Annotated in this window: 15 protein-coding genes; 6 read left to right on the top strand and 9 right to left on the bottom strand. The window is 65.1% G+C overall.

Translation table 11 applies throughout. The annotated features are described in order from the left end of the window. Positions 1-215: 215 nt before the first annotated feature. From CU669_RS05475 to CU669_RS05460, 5 genes are read left to right on the top strand one after another with little or no spacing between them, the layout of a single operon-like run. A complete protein-coding gene (locus CU669_RS05475) occupies positions 216-1,850 on the top strand; it encodes a ShlB/FhaC/HecB family hemolysin secretion/activation protein (RefSeq protein ID WP_161539592.1) in 1,635 nt (544 codons plus the stop codon). Position 1,851: 1 nt separating this feature from the next. Further along, a complete protein-coding gene (locus tag CU669_RS21975; RefSeq protein ID WP_112142818.1) occupies positions 1,852-4,074 on the top strand; it encodes a two-partner secretion domain-containing protein in 2,223 nt (740 codons plus the stop codon). Beyond that, entirely contained in the window at positions 4,068-7,031 is a 2,964-nt protein-coding gene (locus tag CU669_RS05465) for a CHAT domain-containing protein (RefSeq protein WP_112142817.1), read from the top strand. Before CU669_RS21975 ends, CU669_RS05465 begins: the two co-directional genes overlap by 7 nt. Then, complete coding sequence (locus CU669_RS21320; protein ID WP_161539591.1) at positions 7,028-7,747, top strand: hypothetical protein; 720 nt, start codon at positions 7,028-7,030, stop codon at positions 7,745-7,747. Before CU669_RS05465 ends, CU669_RS21320 begins: the two co-directional genes overlap by 4 nt. 1 nt (position 7,748) lies before the next feature. Further along, positions 7,749-9,686 carry a CHASE2 domain-containing protein gene (locus CU669_RS05460; RefSeq protein ID WP_161539590.1) on the top strand — a complete coding sequence of 646 codons (1,938 nt, stop codon included), beginning with the start codon at positions 7,749-7,751 and terminating at the stop codon, positions 9,684-9,686. Between the two features lie 6 nt (positions 9,687-9,692). Here the strand turns inward: CU669_RS05460 and CU669_RS05455 are convergent, their stop codons facing one another. Further along, positions 9,693-10,073, bottom strand: a complete 381-nt coding sequence (locus tag CU669_RS05455; RefSeq protein ID WP_112142815.1) for a cyclic nucleotide-binding domain-containing protein — start codon at positions 10,071-10,073, stop codon at positions 9,693-9,695. After that, a complete protein-coding gene (locus CU669_RS05450; RefSeq protein ID WP_112142814.1) occupies positions 10,070-11,659 on the bottom strand; it encodes a Crp/Fnr family transcriptional regulator in 1,590 nt (529 codons plus the stop codon). Before CU669_RS05450 ends, CU669_RS05455 begins: the two co-directional genes overlap by 4 nt. Before the next feature lie 94 nt (positions 11,660-11,753). On the opposite strand from CU669_RS05450, the gene CU669_RS05445 reads away from it, so the two are divergent. Next, the gene (locus tag CU669_RS05445; RefSeq protein WP_112142813.1) at positions 11,754-12,818 is read left to right on the top strand and encodes a Crp/Fnr family transcriptional regulator; all 1,065 of its coding nucleotides are present in this window, start codon (positions 11,754-11,756) and stop codon (positions 12,816-12,818) included. Positions 12,819-12,936: 118 nt separating this feature from the next. On the opposite strand, the gene CU669_RS21040 is transcribed toward CU669_RS05445, so the two are convergent. The 7 genes from CU669_RS21040 to CU669_RS21550 form a co-directional block, all read right to left on the bottom strand. Then, complete coding sequence (locus CU669_RS21040; protein ID WP_146747677.1) at positions 12,937-13,146, bottom strand: hypothetical protein; 210 nt, start codon at positions 13,144-13,146, stop codon at positions 12,937-12,939. A 129-nt stretch (positions 13,147-13,275) separates the two neighbouring features. Then, positions 13,276-14,616 carry a flagellar filament capping protein FliD gene (gene fliD, locus CU669_RS05435; RefSeq protein WP_239988558.1) on the bottom strand — a complete coding sequence of 447 codons (1,341 nt, stop codon included), beginning with the start codon at positions 14,614-14,616 and terminating at the stop codon, positions 13,276-13,278. A 212-nt stretch (positions 14,617-14,828) separates the two neighbouring features. Beyond that, complete coding sequence (locus tag CU669_RS05430; RefSeq protein WP_112142811.1) at positions 14,829-16,184, bottom strand: glycerate kinase type-2 family protein; 1,356 nt, start codon at positions 16,182-16,184, stop codon at positions 14,829-14,831. A 2-nt stretch (positions 16,185-16,186) separates the two neighbouring features. Next, complete coding sequence (locus tag CU669_RS05425) at positions 16,187-16,390, bottom strand: 2-hydroxymuconate tautomerase family protein (protein WP_112142810.1); 204 nt, start codon at positions 16,388-16,390, stop codon at positions 16,187-16,189. Further along, positions 16,390-17,277 (bottom strand): DMT family transporter, encoded by an 888-nt coding sequence (locus CU669_RS05420; protein WP_112142809.1) that lies wholly within the window; start codon positions 17,275-17,277, stop codon positions 16,390-16,392. The genes CU669_RS05425 and CU669_RS05420 overlap by 1 nt, the downstream gene beginning before the upstream one ends. A 70-nt stretch (positions 17,278-17,347) precedes the next feature. Continuing rightward, entirely contained in the window at positions 17,348-19,546 is a 2,199-nt protein-coding gene (locus tag CU669_RS05415) for an SLC26A/SulP transporter family protein (RefSeq protein WP_112142808.1), read from the bottom strand. A 150-nt stretch (positions 19,547-19,696) separates the two neighbouring features. Beyond that, the gene (locus tag CU669_RS21550) at positions 19,697-20,245 is read right to left on the bottom strand and encodes a hypothetical protein (RefSeq protein ID WP_192884582.1); all 549 of its coding nucleotides are present in this window, start codon (positions 20,243-20,245) and stop codon (positions 19,697-19,699) included. Positions 20,246-20,268: the final 23 nt, after the last annotated feature.

Here is a 20,268-nt window from a genome sequence, read left to right as displayed (position 1 = left end):
ATGTTCATACTGCTGGAGGAATTTTAGCGCGGTTCCTCGGCCACCCGGACTGCAGTGGTTCAATTTACTTTTCGACGTTATCATGCCGCTGGTCAGTGCGGAAAATTTGGGCAGGGGCGCAAATTGATCTGGGATTGACGCGATATCTTTGGGGGAATTTTCTTTTGGCAACGGCTTCCAACCATGCTCGATATTTGTCTGGGAGGCTGGCGGTCGTGTTGCTTACCTTTTGGCTGCCACTCTCCGCGCAAGGGCAAAGCCGTCTGCCGAGCAGCGCCGAGCCCGGCCGGGAAAAGCCGGTGGTGCAACCTGCCCCTCGTGGCGATTTCGACATCATTATTCCGGCGCCCAAACGCGCCCCCCTGGGCCAGGACGTCGATTCGCTACGCTTCTTGGTGCGTGAAGTGGTCGTCGAAGGCGCCACCGCACTGCCCAAGGAGGATCTGTCCGCGTTGGCCGCCCCGATTATCGGCCGAGAAGTGTCGCTGTCGGACATCATCGGGATCGCCGAGGCCATCGAGGCCCGCTACCGCGCCGAAGGATATCTGCTGACGCGAACGGTGGTTCCGCCCCAGCGGACGCGAAGTGGGATATTCAAGATTCAGGTGGTGGAGGGCTATGTCGGGGCCATCGCCGTCGAGGGACTGGCCGGGGCCGAGGAGGCGCGGGTCAGGGGAATTCTTGCGCCGGTCGTGGCCCAACGCCCCTTGCGCAACGACACCATGGAGCGAGCCCTGCTGCTCGTCAACGACCTCCCGGGCATGAAGGCCGCCGGTCTGCTCAAGCCGTCCAAGGACGAGACCGGCGCCGCCGATCTGGTGCTGACGGCGTCCGTCGCCACCATGGATGTGACGGCCAGCGTCGACAACCGGTCCTCACGCTACGAGGGGCCTTGGTATGCCAATTCCGACATTGGATTGAACTCGGTTGCCGGGTTTGGGGAACGGGTCACGGCAGGCGTCTCGTCCACTCCGGATGGCCGGAAAAAAAAGGCCATGCGCCTGGGCTATGTCCAGCCCATGGGGACCGATGGCGCCATGGCTTCGCTGGCCTTTGACTACAGCATGTCGCGCCCAGGCTATACCTTGGAGGATCAGGATGGGCGGACCTTCAGTTCCAATCTGGGGGGAAGGCTCAGCTATCCGCTCCTGCGGACCAGGGCGAACACCATCACCCTCGACGGCGGCTTGACCGCCCGCATGGCAAACAGCCATCTTGCCGGTGTGCCTGTCAGCTTCGACCGGTGGCGGGTGGTGGATGCCAAGCTGTCATGGCTACATTCGGGCTGGCTGTCGGGGGTTGATTCCGCCGCCATGGGGCTGTCGCGGGGCCTGCCGCAGTTGGGCGGCAGCGCGCGGGGTGATGCCTCCCTATCGCGGCTGGGGGCGGATCCATCCTTCACCAAGGCCACCTTCGATCTCAGCCGCCTGCAAAATCTCGCGCCGTCATGGGATCTGTATTTGGGAACTTCGGGGCAGTACTCCGACGTGACCCTGCTGTCGGGCGAGGAGTTCGCCTTGGGCGGCACCACCTACGGGCACGGCTATGATCCCAGCGCCCTGGTGGGCGATCACGGCTTTGGTGCCACGGCATCTCTGCGCCACGATATTTCGGCGCTTGTTCCGGAAGCGAAATCCCTGATGGTCTATACCTTTTACGATGCTGGTCTCGTCTGGATCCGCAGCACGGGACGCCAGCAGGGACTGTCATCCTGCGGTGCCGGGCTGCGTTCGGGCCTGACCGATAGTCTCGACGCGACGTTGGAAGCCGCCCACCGCCTTCAGGGAGCAGAGAGCACGGTGGGCGGTCATTTCGCCCGTGTCATCCTCGCTCTGTCTGGACGGTTCTGACATGAACGCCTTGCTCGTCTTCGGCCGACGTCCACTGCTTCTGTCCAGCACAATCTTGGCCATGGTTCCGGCGTTGGTCGCGGAGGCGGCGCCGCAGAACGGCAGCGTCGTCAGCGGCCAGGCCACCATCACCCAGAGCGGCAATACCCTCAACATCATCCAGCAGAGCAGCAAGCTGGTCATCAACTGGAACAGCTTTTCCATCGGAGCGGGCGAGATCGTCCGCATCACCCAGCCGAACGCCCAGGCCAGCATCCTCAACCGGGTGATCGGCGGCTCCATGTCCAGCCTGAACGGGCAACTGCTTGCCAACGGCATCGTCTTCATCGTCAATCCCAACGGTATTCAGATCGGCAGTTCCGGCCGTATCAGCGTCGGCAGCTTTGTCGCCACCACCTCGAGCATCGCCAATGCCGACTTCCTGGCGGCGCGCTATGCCTTTTCGGCGCCCACCGCCAATGGGGCGGTCAGCAATGCCGGGGTCATTTCCGCCGCGCCGACCGGCACGGTGATCCTGGCGGCGGTCCAGGTGGAAAATTCCGGTCAGATCAGCGCGCCGCAGGGCGCCGCCGCCCTGGGCGCCGCCAAGACCTTCAACGTCGACGTCAATGGTGACGGACTGCTGCGCTATCAGGTCGGCGAGGCGGCGGTGGGGGCTGTGGCCACCAATAGCGGACTCATCAAAGTTGCTGGCGGCCAAGTGTTGATCGCGGCGCGGTCCATCGACGCGGTGACGCGCGACGTCATCAATGTCGGCGGCCTGGTTGAAGCCAACTCGGTCTCGGCCAAGAATGGCGAGATCGTGTTCGACGGTGGCGCTACCGGCATCGTCTCGGTAACCGGCCAGGTGCAGGCCGTGGGGGCCAATAGCGGCGAGACCGGCGGTACCGTCAAGGTTCTGGGCCAGACGGTCGGCATCATGGATGGTGCGCGCATCGATGCATCCGGTGCGACTGGTGGCGGCACGATCCTGGCGGGAGGCAACTGGCATGGCGAAGGCCCCGAGTCCAATTCCAGCGTGACCTATCTTGCGCCCACCGCGACATTGGTGGCCGACGCCACCGACCGGGGCAATGGCGGTCAAGTGGTGGTCTGGTCCGATGGGACCACTCGCGCCTATGGCTTCGTCAGCGTGAGGGGCGGGGCCGGGGGCGGTGATGGCGGTGCGGTGGAGGTTTCCGGCAAGAGCTATCTGGCCTTCGAGGGCAGCGTGGATCGCACGGCCTCATCGGGGCGCTCCGGCTCCCTGTTGCTCGATCCGCTGGACTTCGACATCACGCACGGCGCGGCGGGCGGATCTCCTGTCAACATGGCGGGAAATCCGCTGACGCCCAATGTGGGCGGACCGGCATCCTCCATCACCGACGGAAAGATCGTCGCCTTGCTCGGTGGTGGCGCCGTTTCGCTATCGACCTCGGCAGGCGGCAATATCACGATGATGAACACCGTCGCCATCAATACGGGAGCAACAAACTCCCTGACGATCAATTCCGGTGGCAACTTCACCGGCCAGAACGGCTCATCCATCACGACCGGCGGCGCGGTCAGCATTTCGGCCGGCAATGCCAGCGTACTCAATTACTCCACCGCCACCACGGCGGGAGGAAACATTAGCCTGTCGGGTGGTGATGTCAGCCTGGGCGGCGGCGGCGCTCCTACCATCAATTCCACCGGCGGCAACATTTCGGTGACCGCAACCCGCACCGTGATCAACAACGGCGCGGTGCTGACCGCCGGGGCGGGTACCGTCACCCTCAACAACCCAGCGGGAGGCGGATCGCCACCCGGAGCGTCCCGACCGCCTCCTCCGCCTCCGCCTCCGCCTCCGGGATCGGTCGCTCCCGGACCGCAAGGCATGGGTGCGCCTCCGCCCGGCGGAGTGGGGGCAGGCGATGTGCTGGGCGGAGCCGGTCCGGGTGGCGGCGCTCCGGGACAAGGGCCCGGGGGGGGCGACGCATTGGCGGGCGAAGCGAGCGAGTCTGCCTTCGGGCCGCCCGGCGAGCCCGGGGCGCAGGGCGCGGAGCAAGGCGGCCGTCCCGGCGGTCCACCCCAGCCCGGCGGTGGCCGCGACGGTCCCCGCAAGGAGCCTGCTGCCAAACCGGCCGTGGCCCAGGTCATTCCCGGCCTGCTGCAACGCGAGGTTCCGGCGGCGCCCGCTGGCAACCAAGACATTCCCGGCGTGAGCCAGCGCTACTCAAGCTTTGGGAATCCGGCGCTGTGGTAGCAATCGGCCGCCTCGTCGCCCTGACCGCTTTGGGATTTGTGTCGGCCGGACTTGCCTGGGCGGACGATTCGGTTCTGCTGGGCAAGGACTTGCTGGGGCAGGATTGCCGTGGCGAGGTTCGCGCCCCCATCTCGGCCGATCCGCGCGTTCCGGCCCCGATCGAAGTCCGTTGCGGGCCAACCTCCCTGGCCGGTGGCCGGGTGAGAGCCGATTGGACCGGAGAGGCGGCGCCGACCAGGGAGGCCGCCGCCAAGGCCGTCGCCGACAGCCCGATCACCGCCGACATGGCGTTCAGATTGTCCTGTCAGCCTGGGGAATGGGTGACATCCGACGACGGCGGCGACGTGCTGGTGGCCCTATGCTCGGCGCGGGAGGGCGGCTGGCCAGCCGTTACCGTGGCCGCCATTCGGGGCCAGTTGCTGATCCAGGCCGAGGGCGTGCCCGCCAATCAGCCGGCGCTTGAAGCCGCCATCGCTCATCTGGCCCCGCCGAGCGCCGCCCAAACCGCCGTCAATCCCCGTCGCGACAAGCCCGCGAGCAAATCTGCCCTGTTCGATCCGGCCCTGGCCGCGGGCTATCGCGATCTGACCGAATTGGCGCGGCTCAACAACGGCATGGGCAATCATGTCGGTGCCGAGCAAGCCTATCGGCGGGCGTTCGACGTGCAGCGCAAGGTCTTCGGCGAGACCGATCCCGGATTGGGCGACACCTTGATGCATCTGGCCCTGGAAGTGAGCAACCAGGGGCGTTTCGTGGAGGCGGGGGAACTGTTCCGCCGTGCCGAGCCGCTGGTGCGCAAGTCAGTGTCTCCCCACGACGTGCCGCGCCTGCTGAGCTATCAGGCATTGGATGCCGCCAATCGCCACAGCTATGCGGAGGCGCGGACCCTGGCGCGGCAAGCCACTCTGGCGCGGCAAGCCATGGTCGTCGCCGATGGTGGCGCGGTCGGGGCCAGGGGCGGGCTGATGGACGGATTCCTGGCGAGGGGCGACCAGGCGCAGAGCCTGCTGCTGGAAGCGGCCATGGCTCTCAAGCTGAATGATCTCGCCACGGCCGAGATCGCCGCCGCCGAGGCGCTTGCCATTACCGACAAGACGGTCGGCCTGCCCGGCGGCTGGCGGGTGCGGGCCTTGGCAGCCTTGGGCGAGGTCTATGGCCGCCAAGGGCGGGCGGCGCAAGGCGAGCCCTTGCTGAAGGAGGCCGTCGCTACCAGCCAACGGCTGTTCAACGACGGCATGCCCACCATCCTGGCCCTGGCCGCTCTTGGCCGCTTTCACGCCGATCAGGGGCGCTACGGCGAGGCCATGGAGGATTTCCGCGCCGAATTCGCCATGCTGTCGCGACGCTCGCCGGAAGGCTTGCGCCTCGGCTTCGAAGCAGTGGCGCCATTTATCCAGACTGCCCTCGAAGTGGCGGAGCACGGCGGCGACCGTCCCGCCCTCCTCGATCAGGTATTTTCTGTCCTGCAAATGGTCCAGGCCGGGCAGCAAGCCGATACGGTGTCCCACGCCGCATTGAAATTTGCCGCCGGAGACGAGCGCATCGCCAAGATGGTCGCCGAGCGCCAGGACAGTCAGCGCCGACGCGACGAAATCCGCTTGTCCCTGGCCACCGAGGCAGCCCGGCCGAGCGAGCAACGGGATCTTGATCGGGAAAGCTGGCTGGCCGAGCAGTACGGTCTGGCTGTTACGCGGATGGCCGAGTTGGATGTGGATCTGCGCACTGCCTTCCCTGACTATGCCAATCTGTCCAATCCCGCTCCTGTTACCGTTGCCCGTCTGCGGACGGCGCTGAAGCCGGGCGAGGCCGTGGTCGCCTTTGCCTTCGGCGACGATTTCGGCTTGGCAGTGGCCGTCACGGCCGACGACATCCGGGCGGCTTTGCTACCCATTACCAAGGCGGAGCTTGCGACCGACGTGGCCGATCTGCGCAAGGGCATCGCGGTGCACGAGGGGCGGGTGGGGCGCTATGACCTGATGCTGGCCCATTCGCTGTATCGCAAGCTGTTCGCGCCGTTGGGGCCGATCCTCGGCACCGCCCGCCATCTGATGGTGATTCCGGCCGGAGCCCTTGCCAGCCTGCCGTCCGCCGCCCTGGTGGTCGGCCCGCCCAGTTCGGTGGAGCCCGCCCAGGCCGACTGGCTGGTCCGCCACGCCGCCATCGCCCAATGGCCGTCGGTGGGCGCTCTGGTCTCCATGCGCCGTCACGCGGGAACCTCCCAAGCGACACGTCCGTTATTGGGCATCGGCAATCCCCGCTTTAGCGGAGGCGGGCAGAGGGGAGCTTCGGCACTGGCTGATCATTGCCGCAGCGACGGGCCGCTGCCCGCCCAAATGCTGGGCCAACTGGCGCCGCTGCCCGATACCGCCACCGAGTTGAACGCGGTCGGACGGGTCTTGAAGGCATCGTCCGGCGATATCCTGCTGGATGGGGCCGCTACCGAAAGCGCTCTTCGCGGCAAGGCGCTCGACCAATACCGCGTGCTGTATTTCGCGACCCATGGCCTGCTGCCGGCCGAATTGAAGTGTCAGTCGGAACCGGGCCTCGCCCTGAGCCCGCCGCCGAGCCCGGCCACCGTCAAGGCCGAGGATGGACTTCTGGAGGCCAGCGAGATCGCCGCCCTGCGCCTGGATGCCGATCTGGTGGTTCTGTCCGCCTGCAATACCGCTTCGGCGGGGGGAAGCTTCGGCGGCGAGGCCCTGTCCAGTCTGGCCGACGTCTTTTTTCATGCTGGCGCCCGTTCGGTTCTGGCGTCTCATTGGCCGGTTCCCTCGGCGTCCACCACCCAATTGATGACGCGCGCCTTCGAGCGCAATGCCGCCGTGGCGACGGAAGGGTTCGACGCCGCCCTTCGCCAAGCGCAGTTGGATCTTCTCGACAACCGGGCCACCGCCCATCCGGTTCACTGGGCTGGCTTTACCCTGATCGGCGGAACCATGGCGGGAGCAAGTCCATGAGACTCGGCAAGCCCTGGCAAGCTGCCCTGCTGGCGGCCATGATCCTCGCCACTCCCCGGGTTGCCCAGGCGGTGGACGTCTATGTGGTCGAGGCGAAAGGCATCGAACTGGCGCCTGGGCAAGTTCTTGATGGCGCCAAGCCGCTGAGTCTGGCGGTGGGGCAAAAGCTGGTTCTGGTCACCGCCGACGGGCGGACCATCAAACTGAAGGGACCGTCGGAGGCGGCCCCGGCCGCCGAGGTGCAAATGGCCCAGGCGGACATGGCCAAATCCTTGAAGGGCCTGATGACCGCCCAGGCCGCCGACACCACGTCGGCTGGTGTGGTGCGCAGCGGCGGCGACGAGCGACCACCACCGCCGGAGCCCTGGCTGGTGGATGTGCGTCACGGCGGCGACCACTGCGTCATGGCGGGCGGCGAGGTGGTGCTGTGGCGTGGCCTCGGTGCCCTTGGCGAGACAGAGATCGAAATTTCCCCGTCCGATCGATCGTGGCGGGCGAAAGCGCCGTGGCCTGCTGGCGAGGACCGGCTGGCTTTGCCCGCCTCGCTGCCGCTGCACAACGGCAAGGCCTATCTGCTCGCCCTCGGAACCAGTTCGGTGGCGGTCACCATCCATGCCGTGCCCGCCAGCCTGGGCACCGACGCAGCCCGCGCCGCCTGGCTGCTGGAATTGGGATGCGGCGCCCAAGCGAGGGCGTTGGTCAACGGAGCGCAATGACATGGCGAAGATGAAAATCTGGCTGGGGCATGGGGCGGTCGCCGCCATATCGGTCCTGGCCGCCTTTCTTCTGTCCGAATACCTGCCGTTCATGGCCATGGTGGAGAATTGGACCGCCGACTACCGGGTGGCGACGCTGCTGCCGCCTGAACCCCAGCATCCCGACATCGTGGTCGTATCCATTACCGAGGACACGCTGCAGATGTTTCCCTACCGTTCGCCGGTGGACCGCCATTTCCTGGCGGAATTGCTCGATAGCCTGGATAAGGCGGGGGTCAAGGCGGTGGGAGTGGACATTCTGTTCGATCAGGCGTCGGAACCGGCGAAGGATGCCGAACTGCGCGATACCTTGGCTCGGATGAGAATGCCGGTGGTGGCCAGCTATATCGGCGCCGAGGAAGGGCTGAACGAGGATCAGCGGGAGTATCTCGACGAATTCATTCCCTTCGCCATGCGCGGCTACGCCACCTTGCACAAGGACGCCTATGATCAGTCGGTCCGCGAGATGTTCGCTGGCCGCCCATCGCCGGACGGTTTCATTCCCGGACTTCCCCTGGCCCTGGCGTCCAAGCTGTATCCCGGCCTCAATCCGGTCGCTCAGCCAATATCATGGCACGGCAAGCCCGCGGCCGATGTTCCGCCGTTTCGCCAGTTTCCCGCCCATACGGTCAAGCTGATGCCCAAGGATTGGCTGAAGGATAAGGTTGTCCTGATTGGCTCCGATCTCAGCCTGACCGACCGCCATCGCACCCCGTTCTCGGTGGGTGCCGGGGAAGGCGGCCGATTGACGCCCGGCGTGGTCATTCATGCCCATGCCTTGGCGCAATTGCTGGACGGCCGCCATCGCGATGGCATTGATCCCCGTCTCAAGCTGCTCCTATGCATCGTGGTCGCTATCGCGGCCATCGCCATATCCCGACTGCCCTTCGGCGTGGGAATCAAGGCGGGGTTGGCCGGGGGGCTGTTCGTTTTGGTGTGGGTCGGCGGCTTCTTCGCCTTCGCCAGGACCGGAATCAATATTCCGCTGCTGATGCCCAGCCTGGCCCTGACCAGCGCCCTTTGGCTGGCCGAAACCCTGGGAGGGCGCCAGGAGCGCCAGCAGAAGCAATTCATCAAGGATGCCTTCGGGCTTTATATGTCGCCCAGCATCGTTGAAGAACTGGTGCGTGACCCCTCTCGGCTGACACTGGGGGGCGAGCGCCGTGAAATGACCTTCCTGTTCACCGACGTGGCCGGCTTTACCACCGTGACGGAACAGACCGATCCGCCGGTGCTGGGCGCCATTCTGAACCAGTATTTCGACGGCGTGTGCGGCATCATCATGGACCAAGGCGGCACCGTGGTGGACTTCATCGGCGACGCCGTGTTCTGCCTGTTCGGCGCTCCGGTTTCCCATGCGGATCATGCCCGGCGGGCCATCGACTGCGCCCGACGCATCGAGGAATTTTCCCTGCGGTTCCGCAATTTGGATCATGTGAAGGCCTGCGGCTGGGGCATCACCCGCATTGGGGTGCATACCGGTACCGCACTGATCGGCAATTTCGGATCGGGAAAGCGCTTCAAGTATTCCGCGGTGGGCGATTCCGTGAATACCGCGTCCCGAGTCGAGGGGCTGAATAAGTATTTTGGCTCGGCTGTTTGCGTGTCGGAGACCAGCGTCGCCGCTTCGGGAATGACTGGGCTGCGGCCCCTGGGGCGCTTCATGCTGAAGGGCAAGTCCCATCCCCTCGCGGTCAACGAGCCCGTATCCGACGACTGGCTGGCCAGCGGCGCCGGGCGTGGCTATCTGGCGGCCTACGCCCTGATGGCGGAGGGACGAGGAGCCGAAGCGCTTCGGGCCTTCGAGACACTGGACCAGACGGAACCGTGCATCGCCTTCCATCTGGAACGGTTGCGCGACGGCGAGACCTCGGACGTGGTCACCATGAAGGACAAATAGGGAAGGCTACTCTTCCACTCGGCTGGACAGGTCGAGGATGCGGTGCTTGAGAAACAGTACCCAGTTGTGCATGAAGGGATCGAGCCCCGAGATCTTCGCCTTGAACTTCTCGGCGGTGATGACCATCAATTCGGTCTTCTCGGCGGCGATGGCGGCGGCGCTGCGCGGTGAATTGTCGATCAGGGAAAGTTCACCGAACGCCTTGGGCGCCGTCAGCCTGACCAGCACCACGTCGCCGCCGGGATTGCGTTTCACGATATCGACAGCGCCGGAACGTATGATGAAGGCGGTCTCCGACGGGTCGCCTTCCTCGAAAATTATGTCGCCCGCCTGGAAGACCAGACGGTCGAGCATGGCTTCCATGGCCTCTGGATTGACCGTGCTCATGCCGCGGCGCCCTTGTTGCTCTTGGTGACGCGCGCCGAAAGATCGGTGATGCGGCCCACCAGATATTGAAGCCAGTATTGGCAGAAGGGATCGAGCGACTCGATCCTCTTTTGCATTTCGCGCATGTCGATGACCCGCAACTGGCAGCCCTCCAGGGTCGTTGCCGTCGCCGTCCGCTTCATGGGGCTGAACAGCGCCAGTTCGCCGAAGAAGGCGTCCTCGCCCAGTCGCGCCAGCAGGACAAGCTGCTTGCGATGCATGGTGATGATTTCCACCTGGCCGGACACGATCATATAGCCGTGATCGGGGGCGTCTCCTTCGCGGAAGATCAAGCTGCCGGGCGGAAAGGTCCGCACCTCGGCGCCTTGGGCGACCATTTCGGCCAGCTGAGCGGCCATGCGGCGCGGATCGGGCTTGGCGGCCGGTGCCGCCGCCTTGGCCGCCGTCGCGATGCCGCCCGGCCCGAACATCGATATCTCGCGCTTGCTCAGCGCATCGGCAACCAATGTGCCGCCCAGAACCTCGCCGCCCTTGCGCAGGCGCGTGGCCACCGCCTTGAAGGTATCGCGCTCTCGGGCCGGATCATAACGGTCGAGTGGTTGAGAACTGGTGATCTGGCGCGTGAGGCGGTCCAGCAAGACGGCATGGGTCTGCGGCATCTTACCGGCGGCCAAAAGCGGCATGAACAGCGCCAGCTGTTCCTTTGCCTCGGACTTTTGCGCATTGAACTCGCCGTTGCACAGATCGGCGATGGTGCATAGCAAATGCCCCATGTTGCGCTGGAAACCAACGATATCGTCGAAGGCGGACGGCAGGTACAACAGGTCGGCCACCACACCGTCGATCAAGGCCAGGACGTCCTCGCGCGGGTCGGGGCCCGCCAGTTTGGCGAGTCGCTCGAACTTGGCCAGCCACGAGCGGTGCTGGACCAGATCGCGGCACAGCAGCACCAGGGCGGGGAAATCCTCGCGCCCGGCCGGGGCCGATGCTATCGCCGCATCCATCTGATCGACGAATTTGTGGCCGACCATGGCGGGCAGTCCACCACTCTCGCCGACCTTGTGAACCCGTTGGGTGATCTTGGTGACGACGTCGTAGATCTTATCGAGGCGGGTAGAGACCTGATGTCCCGGCATCTTGCCCTGTAACGAGGCGACCCGCTCGGCCCCGGCCTTCAGCAGATTGCCATAGGCCTTGATGTTTTGTAGGGCGCGGTAGTTGTGCAGGAACTCGGTGGGGGTGAGATAGACCCTGTCGATATAGCGGCGCAACAGTCGACTGATGGTCATGCGGCTTTCGATGCCGTAGAAATCATAAATATCGGCGCACATATGGGCGTCGTCGATGGCGACAATTTCTAGATTGGCCTCGGTGATGTCACGGATTTCGCTATAGATCACCTCACCGTCCACGGCGCCGTCGTCCAAGACGGTTTCTTGGACGATGCGAACGCCCATGCAGATGGACGCGGCGAACAGACGTTGAGCCGCCGCTTTGGCGGAATCCTCGTTGGGGTGTTGCTCGACGGAGGTCCAGTGGTCGTCGGCAAAGGACTGAACATCGAAGTTGGTTTTGGCGGCGCCCATTCGACAATCACTCCGGTGCCGATCTGAACTACGAAATTGCCAGTGGCCTTGCTCTGGGTCAAGCTGGGCGGCAAATGGAGAATGGAGATCGCGCGTGACTGTCGCTCAAGCAATCCTAGACCGCTATCGGATTCTCGGCGAACCGGCGACGTTTCCCCTGGGGGGGGTCTATTCCGGCTTCGATCCCTTCGCCGACCGGGCGATTTCCCTCTATGAGGTTGCTCCGGGTCATGCGGGCTTCCGCCCCGGTCTGCTGGTCGAGGATGTGCGCGAGGGCGCCCGCGTCTCCCATCCCAACCTGCTGCCGGCGCTGGCTGAGATTCCATCGCAGACCGGCCCATCCTATCTGGTCACCGCCACCGCCAAGGGGGTCCGCCTCGATATGCTGGCGACCGACAAGGGCCTGACCGCCCAGGGCGCGCTGCACATCATGCGGATCATGGCGAACCTGCTGGAGTATTGTTGGAAAAGCGGCATCAAGGGATGCGGCTTCGGAACCAAGTCCATCTATGTGGCCCCCGAGGGCATCCGCTTCGCCAGCATCGCCGAAAGTCGGCTGTTGGCCCGCGCCGCCGGGCGCGAGCTGAACGGTCGGGCGGGCGACATCACCGATTTCTCCGAGATACTGGCCGCCACCATCGAACTTTGCCGTCGTGCGGGAAATTCCTGCGATCAGGTGGAGGCCGTGGACAAGGCTCTGCGCGAACACGGCTTTCTGGCCGCGAGGAATCTCCTCAACGGCATCGCCGATACCGCCGACGACAAGGACGAGGAAGGACGCAAGACCCTTACCCGCCTGGACGCGGGGGACTTCCTGTTCAAGGAGGGCGATCCCTCCGACGACACCTTTTTCGTATTGGAAAGCGGTCTCGTCCAGGTGCTGAAGGCCGATCCGTCGGGCAACGAGATGTTTCTCGATCTCACCCAACCCGGCCAATTGATCGGCGAGATGGCGGTGATCGATAGATTGCCGCGCATGGCAACCGTCCGTGCCATCGAACCTTGTCAGCTTTTGATCATTCGTGGGACGGTGTTCCGATCGCGTCTGGCCAAGACGGAAAAGGTTGCCATGATGTTGATCGAGACGCTGTCGCGCCGCTTGCGCCAGCGAGCCGACGAGATCACCAGTCTGAAAAGCGCCTTGGGCGGCAATCGCTAGTCCGCCACCATCATGCGCTTACGTCAGGAGACCCATTCATTCGGGCTCGGCGTATCGAAACGAAAACGCCGCCCAGATGACCGGCGGCGCTTTCGGTGCGGCACGAAGTGACAAGGCTTCAGAGGCGTTCCACATCCACGTCAAGATGACGATGGCCGTAGTGATCGCACCATCCTGTGTCATCGAGGCAAATGGGGCGGGCCGGGCCGACGGCTTCGACGAAGCCCTGGCGGACTTCCTTGCCTGGACGCGGCGCGATGACCTGAAGAATATCATTGGCGAGATGGGTGCCGACGGCCAAGGCGACGGCGTTCGGATTTTCTAACATTCGGCCCTCCTCTCTCGGTTGAGGCTCACCCAATATTATGACAAATGGCTTAAACTTCATCGTGTCCTCCCTGCATGGGAGCCCCCCGCGAAGCACAGCAGCATTGTCGTCGGAAGCGCCACTCCCGAATCAGGCGGAACTGCCGTCCAGATAGGACAACAGATCCTTCTGGCCGCCGGAGGTGTCGGTGGACTGTTCACCCCCCAGATAGGACGCCAGGCCGCCTTGTTGACTGGCGCCATTACCGGTCAGGTAGTCGATCAGCGAGGGACCGTTGTGCATCATCAGGGCGCTCAACAGCGATACCTGCGAATTGAGGCTGCCATTGCTTCCCGTATAAGGCTTCATGGCATCGGACAGGGCGGCCGAGACTTGGTTGATCAGCGCTTCGACCCCGGTCGGATCCTTGGCGACCGCGGCGTCCAGGGCTTTCTGATCGACGACGAAGGTTCCGTCGGGCTGGAGGGTCATGCCGATATCGGCCAATTGAGTAAACGAACCCGCGTCGCTATAGCTGGCGGTGGCGGCGTCACCCAGTGACTTGAACAGACCGGCGGCAAGGTTGACGTCTTTTTCCAGTTTGCCGTCCTTGCCGGCCATGGAGGCGATGGACTTCTGTATGCCGTTGAAGGCGTCCATCAGCGACTTCGCCGCGTCGGGCAGCGGAGATTTCGCCACGCTCAGGCTTCCCAGCCCGCTGAAATCCACACGGGTGCCCATGGCGACGGGCACATCGGTGTTCGAGCCAAAGGTGAAGTCCTCTCCGTCGAGGGAGTAGAGGGTGTCGGTGGCATTTTGGACCGTCGCCAGATACGACAGGTCGGGCTTGGCCGGGTCGTAGTCAAGCTCGGCCATGCCGGTGATCTTGAAGGCGCTGGCGGCGCCGGTGTCTCCGGCCAGATGCAAGGAGAAGCCGCCATTCTCTTCCACCACGCTCGCGCGGATGCCGCTCGACGACGCATTGATGGAATCGGCGATATCGTTCAGCGAGCCGCTGGCGATGGGAATGGAGAGCGGGTCCGAGCCCGGCACGAAAGCGCCGCTCTCGGGATCGACCGTGCCGACCTCGATGGTCAGGGTTCCGCTGCCCAGCGAAACCTGGTCGGGATCGCCGAACGGGCCGCTGATCAGCTCTTGGGCGGTGGCCAATTGCTTGACCTCCACGGCGACCGATCCGGCGGCGCCGGGGGCGGCCTGGAGCGGATGGTCCAGCGCGGCCATGTCGGATTCGAACGATTTCCCCAACTGGGCCAGCCGATTATATCCGATCAGGGCATTGCCCGCGTCCTGCTGCCCCAGCGATAGCGTGAAGGCCGGGTCGCTGCCCAGTGCGCCGCGGCCGGACGGCAGGGCGTGCCCGGTGGTGGCGGCGTCGCCGGATTGCGAATTGGCGCTGGAGGTCGAGCCGCTGCTGTATTGGCTGAGCAGGGCGGCCAACGAGGATGGCAAGGCCGAAACGCTGGTGGTCATGGCAAGGTCTCCGATCGACGGGCCGCCGGATTGCTTTGGCGGACGCGGTCCTTGCCAGGATCTTCGCAGAAATCATGCCAGATCAGGGCGATGCCCGTACCGCATTGTTTTCAAATGGGACTGGGTCGCGAGGAGCTTCCGAGACGTCCGGCCTTCCCCCGAAGACCGGCAATAACTGCCGGGAAAATCAAACACTCTTGCCGGTCAATCGGTCATGGACCCTCGTCCACCAAGGTAATCTGCAGGTCGCAGACATTCGTCATGGTGGGGCCGGTTTTCAGCAATCCGCCGAGCCGGTCGAAGAACGGATAAGCGTCGTTGTCGCGCAAGGCCGCGTCCCACGACAGCCCGGCCCGCTCGGCCGCTTCCAGCAATTCGGCCGAGGCGAAGGCCCCGGCGGCGTCGGTGGGGCCGTCGCCGCCGTCGGTGGCCGCCGACAGGACATGGATGCGGCGGCCACGACCGGGCTCCCGGGCCATTTCGGCCAGCACCGCCAGCGCCAGTTCCTGATTGCGGCCGCCCTTGCCCGATCCCCTCAGGGTGACGGTGGTCTCGCCGCCCGCGATGATACAGGCGGGCGGCGTCGTCAACAATCCTCCGTCGCGGGTGTCGCGGGCGACGGCGAACAGCAGCTTGGCCACCTCCCGCGCCTCGCCGGTCAGGCTGCTGGTCAGGGCGGTGACCGCATAGCCCCGCGCCCGCGCCGCTTCGCAGGCGGCCAGCAGGGCGGTGCGGTTGGTGCCGATCAGGATATTGGCGGACAGCGCGGCCGCCGGGTCGCCGGGCTTCAAGGATTCGGGGATGCCTCCGTCCGCTCCCAGGGTCAGGGTCTTGACCACGGCGGCGGGCAATTGGTCTCGAAGATCGAACGAGTCGATGATGCCCAGGGCGTCGGCGAAGCTGGTGTCGTCGGGACTGGTCAGGCCCGAGGCGATGGTGTCCAGCCGGTCGCCCACCACGTCGGACAGGATCAGGTTCAGGCTGCGGGCGGGGGCCAGCAGGGACAGCAAGCGGCCGCCCTTCAGGGTGGACAGGTGCTTGCGCACGCAATTGATCTGGCCGATATCGGCGCCGCAGGCCAGCAGGGCACGGGTGACCGCCTGCTTGTCGTCCAGGCCGAGGCCGCTCAAGGGGGCGGGCAGCAGGGCCGAGCCGCCGCCCGAGATCAGAGTGACGACCAGGGTTTTCCCGTCGGCTCGGCGCGCCATGTCGGCCATGGCTTGGGCCGCCCGGACACCCTGGGCGTCCGGCGTCGGATGGCCCGCCTCCATCACCTTGATCCGCGACAGCGTCTCGCCGTGGCCGTATTTCACCACCACGAGGCCTTCGGTGATGCGGTCACCCAGCACCTGCTCCAAGGCCAGCGCCATGCGGGCCGAGGCCTTGCCCGCGCCCATGACGACGATCCGGTCATAACGGCTCAGATTCTCCTCATGGCGATAGCCGTCGAAGTCGATGACCAGGCGCTTCCCCTCGGCGCGGACATGGTCGGCGATCATGCGGAAGGGATCGACCCGCCGCAGGGCGGCCCGGAAAATCGCTTCCAGATCCTCGACCTGGCGGCTCACGGCTACAGGCCTTTCTTGCGCCGAACCGTGATGGACTCGCCGCCGACCCCCCAATTATCCGTGTCCACCTCGTCGATGACCACGACCGTGGTGGCGGGGTTCTTGCCCAGCACGTCCACCAGCAACTGGGTGGCGCCCTGGATCAGCTTGGCCTTTTGCTCGGGCGTGGCGCCCTCGCGGGTGATCTTGATGTTGACATAGGGCATCAGCGGAACCTTTGCAGCAGTGAAGGATTGGCGTTGCCGACCAGGACGCCCGCCGAGACCAGGGCGAGGCTGACGATCAGCATGGGGGTAAGCGGCTCGCCCAGCACCGGCACCGCCGCCAGGGCGCCCAGCGGCGGCACCAGGGCCACCAGCATGCCCATGCGCGACGTGCCCAGCAGTTCCACCGCCCGCATATAGATCACCATCTGGATGACGGCGGCGAGAACGCCCTGATAGGCGACTTGGAGCAGGATCTCACCGGCTCCGGCCTCCAGGATGCGCTTGGGCAGGGCCAGAAGATAGATCGGCAGATAGACGATGGCGGCCAGCATGGCCACGTTGACGGTCACCTCCCAGGGCGCGATCCGCCAGCGCCGCGCCAGCACGGTGTAGAGCGCCCAGCAGACCGAGGCCGCCACGAACATCAGATCGCCGCCCAGGGTGGACTGGTCGGCCTGGAAGACCTCATAGGCCAGGGTGGCGGCGCCCAGGGCGATAACGGCCATTCCGGCCCAGCGCAGCGGCGACGGCCGTTCGCCCATGATGGCCCAGGCGCAGATGGGCATGGCGAAGGGCTGGAAGCCCGACAGCAGGATGCCGCCATGGGCGGCCGGAGCCAGCCGGAAGGCCGAATAGGTCAGCAGGGTATAGCCGAGCCCGCCCGTCAGGGTCAGGGCGATGACTTTCGGGGTCAGCAGGGACGGCCGCTTGGCCCGCAGCCACAGGGGCAGCACCAGGATGACGGCGGTGCCGAAGCGGATGGCGCCGATGTCGAACGGCGTCAGGGTGCCGGTGCCGCCCAGGCGGGTGACCAGGATGAAGCCGGTCCAGATCACGATGATCATGCCGGCGAAGACATAGCCGCGCATCAGCAGGCTGTCGGACATGGACTCCTCCGCGGGGCGAGACACCCCGCCGGATCATAGTGATAACAGCGATGGATTGGGGAGGAGGATTTTAGCCCTCCAGCGCCCTCAATTCGGCATTGGTGTAGCGCAGGCGGCTGGCGAGCACGCTGGCCAGCCCCTCCATCAGGGTCAGCCCGACCTTCTTGTGGGCGTCGGCGAAGGCGTCGAAGCCCTTGCGCGACAACACGTAGAGATGGGCGTCGGTGAAGGCCACCGCCTCGGCCGAGCGGGCCTCGCCGTCCAGGAAGGCCATCTCGCCAAAGAACGAGCCCTTGCCGAAGGTGGCGAGATGACGGACATGGCCGCCCGCCAGCGGCAGGACGATGCGCACGGTTCCCTTGCGGATCAGGAACAGCTCGTCGCCGTGATCGCCGATGGAGAAGATCGTCTCGCCCGCCTTGACCTCCCGGGTCTCCATGCTCTTTTCAAGCTCGATCAGGGTTTCCTTCTTGCGGTCCTTGAACAGCTCGATATCGGGAAGTTCCAGCAGGCTTTCCTCGTTATCGGGCAAGGCGGCCTCGGCGATGATCTGGTCCTCGGCCCATTCCATGGCCTCGTCGACCTCGCCGAACATCCGCACGGGATGGCCGGACCGCACCAGTCCCAACTGGTCGAAATACTGCTCCATGTCCTTGCCGCTGGGCAGATGCTTGGGAATCTGGCTGAAGATCAGCACGCCATGGCGCTCGCCCAGCATGTCCTTGATCTGGTCCAACATATGGGCGGCGGTGATGTCCACCGATTGAACCCTGCGCATGTCAAGGATCAGGTAGCGGCGGGTCTTCAGGTCGGCTTCCAGGGCGTGGAACAACTGGCTGGTGGTGCCGAAGAACAGGCTGCCCTGCAATTCGACGATGGCGGTCTGGTTGCCGCGTTCGGCCAGGATGTCCATTTCATCTTGGACCCTGACCCGCTTGGAGAAGGTCTGGTCGCCCGAGGCGATGCGGCGCACCACCGAGCCGTGCACCTGTTCGCGGATGAACAGGAACACCGCCAGGACCACGCCGACGCCGGACGCCACGATCAGGCTGATGGACAGGGCGCAGGCGATCACCGCGAGGATGACGGCGAAGTCGAGAATGGTGGAGCGCGATTTCAGGAAGCCGAGGCTGCTCCAGTTGATCATGCGCACGCCGATCACCAGCAATATGCCCGACAGCGACGCCACCGGCACCCACGAGATCAGGTTGGCCAGCAGGGCGAAGGCGATCAGGGCGGCGATGCCCTCGATCAGGCCCGAAAGTCTTGTGGTGGCGCCGCTGGACATGTTGACCAGGGTGGCCCCCATGGTGCCCGCGCCGGGAACGCCGCCCAGGGCGGCGGCAGCCAGATTGCCCAGGCCCTGGCCGATCAGCTCGCGGTTGGAATCGTGGCGGGTCCGCGTCAGGGCGTCCAGCACCACGCAGGTCTTCAACGTGTCGATGGACAGCAGCACCGCCAGGGTCAGGGCCGGAACCACCAGATCGCGCAGCGCGCCGAACCCCAGATCGCCCAGGGCCGACCAGCGGGCGGAAAAGGTCTCCAGCAATCCGCCGCCGCCGCCGCCCAGGGCGCCGACCACGAAACTATTGCCCGCCAGGGTCATCAGCGCCGGATCGAACAGGCCAAGCGCCAGATAGGTCAAGATGCCTGCCACCAGCCCCAGAACCGGGGCTGGAACCTTCTTGGTCACCTTGGGTGCCAGCAGCATGACGGCGATGGTGGCGCCGCCCACCGCCATGCCCTGCCAACGCCACAGGCCGGGCGAGGTCAGGGCGCCGAGAAAGTTGACCCCCTTGGGGGTGCCGAGAAAGCGTGGCAACTGGCTGCCGATGATGATCATGCCGACGCCGCTCAAGTAACCGCTGACCACTGGATAGGGCATGTATTTGATCAGCCCGCCCAGCTTCAGCCCGCCCATGATCAGTTGCAGGCCGCCCGACAGCAGTCCCATCAGGGCCAGCAACAGCAATCCCAGTTCCGGGCTGCCGCCGCGCCCCATGAATTCGATGGCGAAGGCCGACAGCACGGCGGCGGCGGGGGCGCAGGGCGCGCTGATCAACCGGTTGGTGCCGCCGAACATGGGGGCCAGCAGGCCCAGCGCCACGGTGCCGAGAATGCCCGCCACCGCGCCTTGGGCGCCGAACTGGCTGCCCAGCGCCGAGAAGATGGTGACGCCGAAGGCGATGGCGGAGGGTAGGGCTACCAGCATGGCGGCGGTGCCGCCCCAGATGTCGCCCAACACGCTGTCTGACTTCAATGCCTTCATGACGCCCTCCCCCTGTGTCGCGGCGGCATGCCTTTCGAATAGGCTACACCATGGCGGGGGAGGGTTGAACCGGAGATTGAAACAAAACCGTCATATGGCTCGCGGGCGGCACCACGATTGTCCGGGCTGGGTCTGGAAGCGACACGAACGCTAAACCCCCTTCTTGGATTTCAGCGTCGTCGCCTTGGCCGAATCCTTCGGGGGGATGGTTTTGGCGGGAGCCAGCATTTGCTTGGCCATTCTCAGCATTGCCCCCGCACGCCCTTGCTCGTGCTCGTGCTCGTGCTCGTGCTCGTGCTCGTGCTCCTCGTGCTCCTGCTCTTCGTGCTCATGCAGCTCCTGTTCTTCCTGCTCCAATTGTTGGGCCTCATCCGCAAAGACCACGTTGGGGGCGAGCGCCTGGAGGTCGATGCCGGGGGGCAGTCCGTGCAGTCCCGGATTCTGGAGATCGGCAATGCATGCATCAAGATCAGCCTCCTGCAACTCGCCATTGCAGGTGGGGCAGGTCGCGGTCTCCTGTATCTGCAACCGCACATCTGTATGGCGGTCGAAGCAATTGTAACATAGCGGCATGGCGGCCGCCCCGCCCGCGCCGGGAGCGGTTTCGGCGTGCCAGTCTCCCGGAACCTGATACAGGGCCGGGAAGACTTCGGCGCAAATCGAGCAAGGCGCGTTTCCGTCATTCGGATAGAACGGCATGGAATATTCCCCCCATCAATCGC

This window comes from Paramagnetospirillum kuznetsovii (assembly GCF_003284725.1).
GTDB lineage: Bacteria > Pseudomonadota > Alphaproteobacteria > Rhodospirillales > Magnetospirillaceae > Phaeospirillum > Phaeospirillum kuznetsovii.
Note: the sequence above shows the minus strand (reverse complement) of the source record. Positions and strands in the feature narration are given on the sequence as shown.

Bases quoted from the DNA above. Each gene is read 5' to 3' on its own strand.
- CU669_RS21975 (WP_112142818.1), top strand. From the start codon at position 1,852: ATGAACGCCTTGCTCGTCTTCGGCCGACGTCCACTGCTTCTGTCCAGC.
- CU669_RS21320 (WP_161539591.1), top strand. From the start codon at position 7,028: ATGAGACTCGGCAAGCCCTGGCAAGCTGCCCTGCTGGCGGCCATGATC.
- CU669_RS05460 (WP_161539590.1), top strand. From the start codon at position 7,749: ATGGCGAAGATGAAAATCTGGCTGGGGCATGGGGCGGTCGCCGCCATA.
- CU669_RS05455 (WP_112142815.1), bottom strand. From the start codon at position 10,073: ATGAGCACGGTCAATCCAGAGGCCATGGAAGCCATGCTCGACCGTCTG.
- CU669_RS05450 (WP_112142814.1), bottom strand. From the start codon at position 11,659: ATGGGCGCCGCCAAAACCAACTTCGATGTTCAGTCCTTTGCCGACGAC.
- CU669_RS21040 (WP_146747677.1), bottom strand. From the start codon at position 13,146: ATGTTAGAAAATCCGAACGCCGTCGCCTTGGCCGTCGGCACCCATCTC.
- fliD (WP_239988558.1), bottom strand. From the start codon at position 14,616: ATGACCACCAGCGTTTCGGCCTTGCCATCCTCGTTGGCCGCCCTGCTC.
- CU669_RS05425 (WP_112142810.1), bottom strand. From the start codon at position 16,390: ATGCCCTATGTCAACATCAAGATCACCCGCGAGGGCGCCACGCCCGAG.
- CU669_RS05420 (WP_112142809.1), bottom strand. From the start codon at position 17,277: ATGTCCGACAGCCTGCTGATGCGCGGCTATGTCTTCGCCGGCATGATC.
- CU669_RS05415 (WP_112142808.1), bottom strand. From the start codon at position 19,546: ATGAAGGCATTGAAGTCAGACAGCGTGTTGGGCGACATCTGGGGCGGC.
- CU669_RS21550 (WP_192884582.1), bottom strand. From the start codon at position 20,245: ATGCCGTTCTATCCGAATGACGGAAACGCGCCTTGCTCGATTTGCGCC.